Origin of the sequence: Streptomyces luteosporeus, from assembly GCF_039532865.1 — a bacterium.
Taxonomy (GTDB): domain Bacteria; phylum Actinomycetota; class Actinomycetes; order Streptomycetales; family Streptomycetaceae; genus Streptomyces; species Streptomyces luteosporeus.
In genome coordinates, this window is sequence record NZ_BAAASL010000010.1 from 298,887 (window position 1) to 308,275 (window position 9,389).

The 9,389-nt window shown below is 74.0% G+C and carries 7 protein-coding genes; all 7 read left to right on the top strand.

Going from position 1 to position 9,389, the window contains the following annotated elements; genetic code table 11:
* Complete coding sequence (nusA, locus tag ABD361_RS16170) at positions 1-999, top strand: transcription termination factor NusA (protein ID WP_344435983.1); 999 nt, start codon at positions 1-3, stop codon at positions 997-999.
* A 226-nt stretch (positions 1,000-1,225) separates the two neighbouring features.
* Complete coding sequence (locus tag ABD361_RS16175; RefSeq protein WP_344435984.1) at positions 1,226-1,504, top strand: YlxR family protein; 279 nt, start codon at positions 1,226-1,228, stop codon at positions 1,502-1,504.
* 172 nt (positions 1,505-1,676) lie between these two features.
* Positions 1,677-4,697 carry a translation initiation factor IF-2 gene (gene infB, locus ABD361_RS16180; RefSeq protein ID WP_344435986.1) on the top strand — a complete coding sequence of 1,007 codons (3,021 nt, stop codon included), beginning with the start codon at positions 1,677-1,679 and terminating at the stop codon, positions 4,695-4,697.
* 126 nt (positions 4,698-4,823) lie between these two features.
* Positions 4,824-5,120, top strand: coding sequence for a DUF503 domain-containing protein (locus tag ABD361_RS16185; protein ID WP_344435987.1), 297 nt, complete (start codon positions 4,824-4,826; stop codon positions 5,118-5,120).
* A gap of 60 nt (positions 5,121-5,180) precedes the next feature.
* On the top strand, positions 5,181-5,627 hold the full coding sequence (rbfA, locus tag ABD361_RS16190; protein WP_344435988.1) for a 30S ribosome-binding factor RbfA: 447 nt from the start codon (positions 5,181-5,183) through the stop codon (positions 5,625-5,627).
* On the top strand, positions 5,624-6,526 hold the full coding sequence (truB, locus tag ABD361_RS16195) for a tRNA pseudouridine(55) synthase TruB (RefSeq protein ID WP_344435989.1): 903 nt from the start codon (positions 5,624-5,626) through the stop codon (positions 6,524-6,526). Before rbfA ends, truB begins: the two co-directional genes overlap by 4 nt.
* 239 nt (positions 6,527-6,765) lie before the next feature.
* Positions 6,766-9,389, top strand: a 2,624-nt coding sequence (locus tag ABD361_RS16200; protein ID WP_344435990.1) for a serine protease, incomplete at its 3' end; no start/stop codon positions are given.

Below are 9,389 nucleotides of genomic sequence, written 5' to 3' on the forward strand. Positions count from 1 at the left end.
GTGGACATCGACATGAGTGCCCTGCGGGGTCTGGTGCGAGAGAAGGAGATCTCCTTCGACCTGCTGGTCGAGGCGATCGAGTCGGCCCTCCTCATCGCCTACCACCGCACGGAGGGGAGCCGGAAGCGCGCCCGCGTGGAGCTCGACCGGGCCACCGGCCACGTGACGGTGTGGGCCAAGGAGGACCCGCAGGACCTTCCCGAGGGCGAGGAGCCCCGGGAGTTCGACGACACCCCGTCCGGTTTCGGCCGGATCGCCGCGACCACCGCGAAGCAGGTCATCCTCCAGCGTCTGCGCGACGCCGAGGACGAGATCACTTTCGGTGAGTTCGCCGGCCGCGAGGGCGACGTCGTCGCGGGCATCGTGCAGCAGGGCAAGGACCCCAAGAACGTCCTGGTCGACATCGGCAAGCTGGAGGCCATCCTGCCGGTGCAGGAGCAGGTCCCCGGCGAGGAGTACAAGCACGGCACCCGCCTGCGCACGTACGTGGTGCGCGTGGCCAAGGGCGTGCGCGGCCCGTCCGTGACGCTCTCGCGCACCCACCCGAACCTGGTGAAGAAGCTCTTCGCCATGGAGGTGCCGGAGATCGCGGACGGCTCGGTGGAGATCGCCGCCATCGCCCGCGAGGCCGGTCACCGCACCAAGATCGCCGTGCGTTCGACCCGTTCCGGGCTGAACGCCAAGGGTGCCTGCATCGGCCCGATGGGCGGCCGGGTGCGCGCGGTGATGGCCGAGCTGAACGGCGAGAAGATCGACATCGTCGACTGGTCGGACGACCCCGCCGAGCTGGTGGCCCACGCTCTGTCCCCCGCACGGGTGAGCAAGGTCGAGATCGTGGATCTGGCCGCGCGCTCCGCCCGGGTGACCGTGCCCGACTACCAGCTCTCCCTCGCCATCGGCAAGGAGGGGCAGAACGCCCGGCTCGCGGCCCGGCTGACCGGCTGGCGGATCGACATCCGTCCCGACACCGAGCAGCCGGCGCAGGCCGAGGGCGCCTGAGCACCCGGGGCGCCCGATCACCCGGTGGGCGCTCGGGGGTGAGGGGGAGCGCGCGTGCGCTCCTCCCAAGCGGTCCGGAACGTCCGTAAAACGACCCCGCCGGAGAGCCGCGACCCCCGACCGGCGCCTTCCGGACCCGGAAAGCGGTCGATCATGGCCGAAACGCATACGCGCACGATCAGTGCCCCGAAGGGGTGAGGTCGGCGCGGGGAGGTAGACTTAACCAGTGTCTGGCCGGACGCATGCCCGCGCATGCCCTGAGCGCACCTGTGTGGGGTGCCGGGAGCGAGCGGCCAAGAGCGAACTGCTGCGGACCGTGGTGGCCGGGGGCGCATGCGTCCCCGATCCTCGCGGTACGCTGCCCGGCCGGGGTGCATCCGTGCACCCCACACTGGTCTGTCTCGAGCTGGCGGTCCGCCGCCGGGCGTTTCCCCGGGCCTTCCGGATCCAGGGGCCGCTCGACACCGCGGAGCTGCGCCGGCACATCGAACAGACCGACCGGTAACGGCTGCACTGCCAGGCAACACCGTAAGAAGAACGGCACGGGAGACCGTGCGGTCAGGTACCTCGCGAGTTGGAAGTAGGTCGAGATTGCGATGAGCACTCGATGAGTACGCGATGAGTACGCCCATGAAGTAGCGACGGTCCGGTGGACACCCGGACCTAGAAGGAGCGAAGTGGCTAAGGTCCGGGTATACGAACTCGCCAAGGAGTTCGGAGTGGAGAGCAAGGTCGTCATGGCCAAGCTCCAAGAACTTGGTGAATTCGTCCGTTCGGCGTCCTCGACCATCGAGGCGCCGGTCGTCCGCAAACTGACTGACGCGCTGCAGGGGCCCGGCGGCAACGCCGGCAAGGCCGCTGCCAAGCCCGCGGCGCCGCGCAAGGCCGCGCCGCCGAAGCCGGGTGCCCCCACTCCGGGTGCCCCGGCCCGGCCCGCCGCCCCGGCCCCCAAGCCGGCCGCGGCGCCCGCCCCCAAGCCCGCCACCCCGAGCGCCGGCCCCGCGCCGACGCCGGGCCCGCGTCCGGGTCCCAAGCCCGGTCCGGCGGCCCCCAAGCCCGCCCCCGCCGCCCCCGCGGAGCCGGAGTTCCAGGCCCCCCAGGCGCCGGCCCCGGCCGCGCCGAAGCCCGCCGGCGCCCCGGCGCCGCGCCCCGGCGCCCGTCCGGGCCCGTCCGGTCAGCGTGAGGGCGGCCGTCCGGCCGGTCCGCGCCCCGGTGGCCAGGGTGCACCGCGCCCCGGCGCCCGTCCGGCCGGTCCCCGCCCGGGCAACAACCCCTTCACCTCCGGTGGCTCCACCGGCATGGCCCGGCCGCAGGCCCCGCGTCCCGGTGGCGCGCCCCGCCCCGGCCAGCCCGGCCCCGCCGGTCCCCGCCCGCAGGGCGGCCCCGGTGGCCCGCGTCCGCAGGGCGCCGGTCCCCGTCCGACCCCCGGTGGCATGCCCCGTCCGCAGGCTCCGGGCGGCGCTCCGCGTCCCGGCCCCGCCGGCAACCGCCCGAACCCGGGCATGATGCCGCAGCGTCCGGCCGCCGGCCCGCGTCCGGGCCCCGGTGGCGCCGGCCGTCCCGGTGGCGGTGCAGGCCGTCCCGGTGGCGGTGCCGGTCGTCCCGGCTTCGCCGGTCGTCCGGCCGGTCCGGGCGGCGGCGGTCGTCCGGGTGGCGGCGGCGGCTTCGCCGGCCGTCCCGGTGGCGGTGGCCCCGGTGGTGGCGGCGGCTTCGGCGGCGGTCGTCCCGGTGGCTTCGGCGGTCGTCCCGGTGGCCCGGGTGCCCGTGGTGGCACGCAGGGCGCCTTCGGCCGTCCCGGTGGTCCGGCCCGTCGTGGCCGCAAGTCCAAGCGCCAGCGTCGCCAGGAGTACGAGGCCATGCAGGCCCCGTCCGTGGGCGGCGTGATGCTGCCGCGCGGCAACGGCGACACCATTCGCCTGTCGCGTGGTGCCTCCCTCACCGACTTCGCGGAGAAGATCGGCGCCAACCCGGCGTCGCTCGTCGCCGTGATGATGAACCTCGGCGAGATGGTCACGGCCACGCAGTCCGTCTCCGACGAGACGCTGCAGCTCCTCGGCGACGAGATGAACTACACGGTTCAGATCGTCAGCCCCGAGGAGGAGGACCGCGAGCTCCTCGAGTCGTTCGACATCGAGTTCGGTGAGAACGAGGGCGGCGAGGAGATGCTCGTCGCGCGTCCGCCGGTCGTGACCGTCATGGGTCACGTCGACCACGGTAAGACGCGACTGCTCGACGCGATCCGCAAGACCAACGTGGTCGCGGGCGAGGCCGGTGGCATCACCCAGCACATCGGTGCCTACCAGGTCGCGACCGAGGTCAACGACGAAGAGCGCAAGATCACCTTCATCGACACCCCGGGTCACGAGGCGTTCACCGCCATGCGTGCCCGTGGTGCGAAGTCGACCGACATCGCGATCCTCGTGGTGGCGGCCAACGACGGTGTCATGCCGCAGACGATCGAGGCCCTGAACCACGCCAAGGCGGCCGACGTGCCGATCGTGGTCGCGGTCAACAAGATCGACGTCGAGGGCGCCGACCCGACCAAGGTCCGCGGTCAGCTGACCGAGTTCGGCCTGGTGGCCGAGGAGTACGGCGGCGACACGATGTTCGTCGACATCTCCGCCAAGCAGGGTCTGAACATCGACAAGCTGCTCGAGGCCGTCGTCCTGACCGCCGACGCCGCGCTCGACCTGCGCGCCAACGCGGAGCAGGACGCGCAGGGCATCGCGATCGAGGCCCACCTCGACCGCGGTCGCGGCGCCGTGGCCACCGTCCTCGTCCAGCGCGGTACCCTCCGCGTCGGCGACACGATGGTCGCCGGTGACGCCTACGGCCGTGTCCGCGCGATGCTCGACGACAAGGGCCAGAACGTGGAGGAGGCGGGTCCCTCGACCCCGGTCCTCGTCCTCGGTCTGACCAACGTCCCGGGCGCCGGCGACAACTTCCTCGTCGTCGACGAGGACCGCACGGCCCGCCAGATCGCCGAGAAGCGCGCTGCGCGCGAGCGCAACGCCGCCTTCGCCAAGCGCACCCGCCGGGTGTCCCTCGAGGACCTCGACAAGGTGCTCAAGGCCGGCGAGATCCAGCAGCTCAACCTCATCATCAAGGGCGACGCGTCCGGTTCGGTCGAGGCTCTCGAGTCCTCGCTGCTCCAGCTCGATGTGGGCGAGGAGGTCGACATCCGCGTGCTGCACCGCGGCGTGGGTGCGGTCACCGAGTCCGACATCAACCTGGCGTCCGGCTCCGACGCGATCGTCATCGGCTTCAACGTCCGCGCCGAGGGCCGTGCCACGCAGATGGCCGAGCGCGAGGGCGTCGACGTCCGGTACTACTCGGTCATCTACCAGGCGATCGAGGAGATCGAGGCGGCCCTGAAGGGCATGCTGAAGCCGGAGTACGAAGAGGTCGAGCTCGGTACGGCGGAGATCCGCGAGATCTTCCGCTCGTCCAAGCTGGGCAACATCGCGGGTGTCCTCATCCGCTCCGGCGAGGTCAAGCGCAACACCAAGGCGCGCCTCATCCGCGACGGCAAGGTCGTCGCCGAGGACCTCACCATCGTCGGTCTGCGTCGCTTCAAGGACGACGTCACCGAGATCCGCGAGGGCTTCGAGGGTGGTATCAACCTCGGAAACTTCAACGACATCAAGGTCGACGACGTCATTGCGACGTACGAGATGCGCGAGAAGCCGCGCGGCTGAACCGCATAGCTGCAGCCGGGGCCGGTCGGCGGGATCATATTTCCGTCGATCGGCCCCGGCCGTTGCGTGTACGGTTTCAAGCAGACCTGCACCTCACGCCTCCCGGGTGGGCTTCACCCGTCACACATGTATGTAGGGACACTGTCCTTCGACCTGCTCCTCGGCGACGTCCGGTCGCTGAAGGAGAAGCGCTCCGTCGTCCGCCCGATCGTCGCCGAGCTGCACCGCAAGTACGCGGTCAGCGTGGCGGAGACCGGCGAGCAGGACCTGTACCGCAGGGCCACCATTGCAGTGGCGGCGGTCTCCGGGGACGCGGGGCACCTCACGGACATACTGGACCGCTGCGAGCGCCTGGTCGCCGCACGGCCCGAAGTGGAGCTGCTGTCGGTACGACGGCGGTTCCACGGCGACCACGACGACTGACCGGGCCGTCGTGGGCGCCCCCAGAGCACATTGCTGGAAAGACGAGAAGGAGACGGACCAGTGGCCGACAACGCGCGGGCGAAAAGGCTGGCGGACCTCATCCGCGAGGTGATCGCCCAGAAGCTGCAGCGCGGAATCAAGGACCCGCGGCTCGGCTCGCACGTGACCATCACGGACACCCGAGTCACCGGCGACCTGCGGGAGGCTACGGTCTTCTACACGGTCTACGGCGACGACGAGGAGCGCGCCAGCGCCGCGGCCGGCCTGGAGAGCGCCAAGGGCATCCTGCGCTCGGAGGTCGGCAAGGCGGCGGGCACCAAGTTCACGCCGACGCTGACCTTCGTGGCGGACGCCCTGCCGGACACCGCCCGCACCATCGAGGACCTCCTGGACCGGGCGCGGGCCTCCGACGCCCAGGTCCGCCAGGCGTCCTCCGGCGCGGACTACGCCGGCGAGGCCGACCCGTACCGCAAGCCGGGTGACAACGGGGACGCGACCGCCGAATGAAGCAGAAGTACGACGGTCCGGACGGCTTGATCATCGTCGACAAGCCGGCCGGCTTCACCTCGCACGACGTCGTCGCGAAGATGCGGGGCATCGCCCGCACCCGGCGCATCGGCCACGCGGGGACGCTCGACCCGATGGCGACCGGTGTGCTCGTCCTCGGCATCGAGCGGGCCACCAAGCTCCTCGGTCACCTCGCGCTGACCGAGAAGGAGTACGTGGCCACCATCCGGCTCGGCCAGGACACGATCACCGACGACGCCGAGGGCGAGATCACCTCGTCACGGGACGCCTCCGCGGTCACCCGCGAGGCCATCGACGCCGGGGTCGCCAAGCTGACCGGGGACATCATGCAGGTGCCCTCCAAGGTCAGCGCCATCAAGATCGACGGCAAGCGCTCCTACAAGCGGGCGCGCGAGGGCGAGGACTTCGAGATCCCCGCCCGCCCGGTGACGGTCTCCTCCTTCACCGTGCACGCCGTGCACCCCGCCGAGGCGGCCGACGGCACGCCCGTGCAGGACGTGCTCGTCTCCGTCGTCTGCTCCTCCGGCACCTACGTGCGGGCCCTCGCCCGTGACCTGGGCGCCGACACGGGCGTGGGCGGCCACCTGACGGCCCTGCGGCGCACCCGCGTCGGCCCGTACGGCATCGCCGAGGCCCGCACGCTCGACCAGCTCCAGGAGGAGCTGACCGTGATGCCCGTCGAGCAGGCCGTCGGCGCCGCCTTCCGGCGCTGGGACGTCAGCGCCGAGCAGGCCCGCCTGCTGGGCAACGGCGTGCGCATCAAGGTGCCGCCGTTCGACACCACCGGCCCGATCGCGGCCTTCGGGCCCGACGGCCGCTTCCTGGTGCTCCTGGAGAACCAGGGCGGCCGCGCCAAGAGCCTGGCCGTCTTCGGCTGACGCACCCGCCCGCTCCCCGCGGGCACCACCGTGGGGCGGGCGGCGTGTGCACGCCCTCCCGCCCCACGATCCCCCTCCCACTGGTCTCTATCCATCCGGGACGGATGATTCACCCCAACGGGCAGGCGCTCGGAGTGAACCAGGGGGGTGGAAGGGGGCGCGTTCGGCGTGAGACCTGGTTTCGCCGATCATCCGCTGCCTACCGTCGTGTGTACGAGCACGGCGGGGAGGTTCGACGGATGAACGGTCGGCGGACCGATGCCGAGGAGTCGCTGGTACGCATCACGGACCTCGCGGGAAGGGCGCGAGGCACCGGTTTTCTCGCGGACGACTGCGGCACCCTCATCACCAGCCACGAGGCGGTCGACGGCCTCGCGCGCCTGGTCCTGCACGCCCCCGGCGAGCTGACCTGCGTGGTCGGCGCCGACAGCGTCGTCGCCCTGCCCGAGTACGACCTCGCCCTCGTGCGCACCGAGGGCCTGACCGTCCCCCCGCTGCCCGTCGCCGCCGCCGAGCGCATCGAGAGCGGCAAGGAGGTACGGCTGCGCGCCGGCCGCTGGCACAGCGGCCGCATCATCGGCGACGTCCCCGTCACCTACACCGCCACCGACCGCTTCCACCTCCTCGGCACCGCGCTCGAACTGTCCCTCTCCGGACGCTCGGCCCTGCGCCTGGGCGAGGAGGCCACCGGCGGCCCCGTCTTCGACGCCGGCACCGGCGCCGTCCTCGCCGTCCTCGGCACCGCCCTGCAGGCCGACCGGCGCGCCGCCGGCTTCGCCATCCCCCTGCGCGCCGCCGCCCTCGCCGCCCCCGGCGGGCCCCTCGCCGAGCTGCTCCACCGCAACTCCGCCACGGTCCCCGCCTTCGGCCCCGACCTCAACCTCGCCGGCGCCCTGCAGCTCACCGCCACCGCCCTCGGCTCCGTCGTCACCCCCCGCGTCTGGCGCGACCCCGTCGAGCGGCCCGAGATCGAGCGCGAATTCGCCCGCTTCCTCGACGGCCCGCCCGGCGAGGAAGCGGGCGGCGCCCTCGTCCTCGGCCTGGTCGGCGACCCCGGCACCGGCCGCACCACCGAGCTCGGCGCCCTCGCCGCCCGCCGCGCCCGCGGCGCCGAGCCGGCACCGACCATCTGGCTGCGCGGCGCCGACCTGCGCGCCGGCGACGACAGCCTGCGCGACGCCCTCGCCCGCGCCCTCACCGCAGCCGGCCGCATCGTCACCGCCTCCGCCGGCCCCGGCGGCACCTTCGGCGACACCTCCGCCGCCACCCCCGAGGCCACCGCCGAGCTCGCCCGCAGCATGGGCCGGCCCCTGCTCGTCCTCCTCGACGGGCCCGAGGAGATGCCGCCCGTGCTCGCCCACGCACTGCCCGCCTGGACCTCCGCCACCGTGCACTGGCTGCGGCGGACCGCCACCCGCCTCATCGTCGCCTGCCGCCCCGAGCACTGGGAGACCGCCGGCACCCTCTTCCCCGAGGACACCCTGCACCGGGCCGGCGGCCCCTGCGCCCCGCCGCCCGCCGGGCCCCGCGCCCTGCCGCCCTGCTCCCGCCTGCCCCGCCTGGCCCCCGGCCAGGCGGCCGAGGTGCGCGCCTCCTACGGCATCCCGCCCGACGCCATCGCCCCCGACGACGCCGCCCACCCCCTCGCCCTGCGGCTCCTCGCCGAGGTGCGCGCCGCCCTCCCCGACGGCACCGAGGGCGCCGGCGGCACCGGGGAGGCCGCCCCCGACCGCTGGGAGGTCTTCTCCGCCTACCTCGACCTCGTCTGCCTGCGCATCGCCGTGCGCCTGGCCGCCGCCCGCCGCCCCCAGCTGCGCGGCCCCGCCGTGCGGCGGCTGGCCGCCCGCGTCGCCGGACAGGTCCACGAGGCCGCCCGCCGCTGCCTCGGCCCCGGCCAGGGCGAGCTCGAACGCGAAGCCTTCGAGGAACTGTTCCCCTGGCGCACGGGCTGGGCCTCCGCCGTCCTGACCGAAGGCCTGCTCGTCCCCGCCGGCACCGGCTACCGCTTCGCGCACGAGGAGTTCGCCGACTGGCTGCAGGGCACCCACCTCGACCTCGACGCCGCCCTCCACGCCCTCGTCCACCGCTGGTACGAGCCCGAGGGCCCGCCCGCCGAAGCCGCCGTCCGCCTGCCCTCACGCGCCGGCGGCGGCCCCATGCCCGCCCCCGGCGGCCACGTCCCGCCCCCGCCCGGCTCCGGCAAGGCCGCAGCCCGCGCCGCCGCCGGCAAGACCCGCCGCAAGCGCGGCGCCGCCCCCGCCGAACCGCGCCCGCTCCCCGTGCCCCGCCACCGCATCGGCCCCGTCCTCCAGTCGATGCTCCTGCTGGCACGCCGCTCCGGCCCCACCGAGCTCTCCCGGCGCCTGAGCGCCCTCGTCCACGCCGTCGAGACCCTCTCCCAGCGCACCGCCGACGCCGAGGCCAAGGAGGAGGGCGCCGGCCGCCGCCTCGGCGACCCCTCCTGGTGGGCCGCCCACCTGCTCGGCGAAACCCTTCTGCGGGTGCCCGACGCCACCCCCTACCTCGGCGTGCTGCGCCTGCTCGCCGAGCGCACCACCGCCCGCTCCGTCGCCGTCGGCGGCTTCGACAGCGAGGCCGCGGCCACGCTCGGCGGCCTCGCGGAGTTCGGCCCCTGGTTCTGGCTGCGCCTGCCGATCGCCCTGGCCGACCGCCTGGAACTCCTGCGCATCCTCCTCCCCGCCGACGCCCCGCCCCCCGGCTCCCTGCCCCCGCCGGGCCGCGCGGAATTGGACGCCGGGGACGCCTCCACGGCGGCCGCCGAGGCCCCGGCCGGAGCCGGCCGCGCGACCGCCTCCGGCGAGGGCAACCGCCGCGGCGCCGGCGCGGCCGCCGGCGGCCGGCC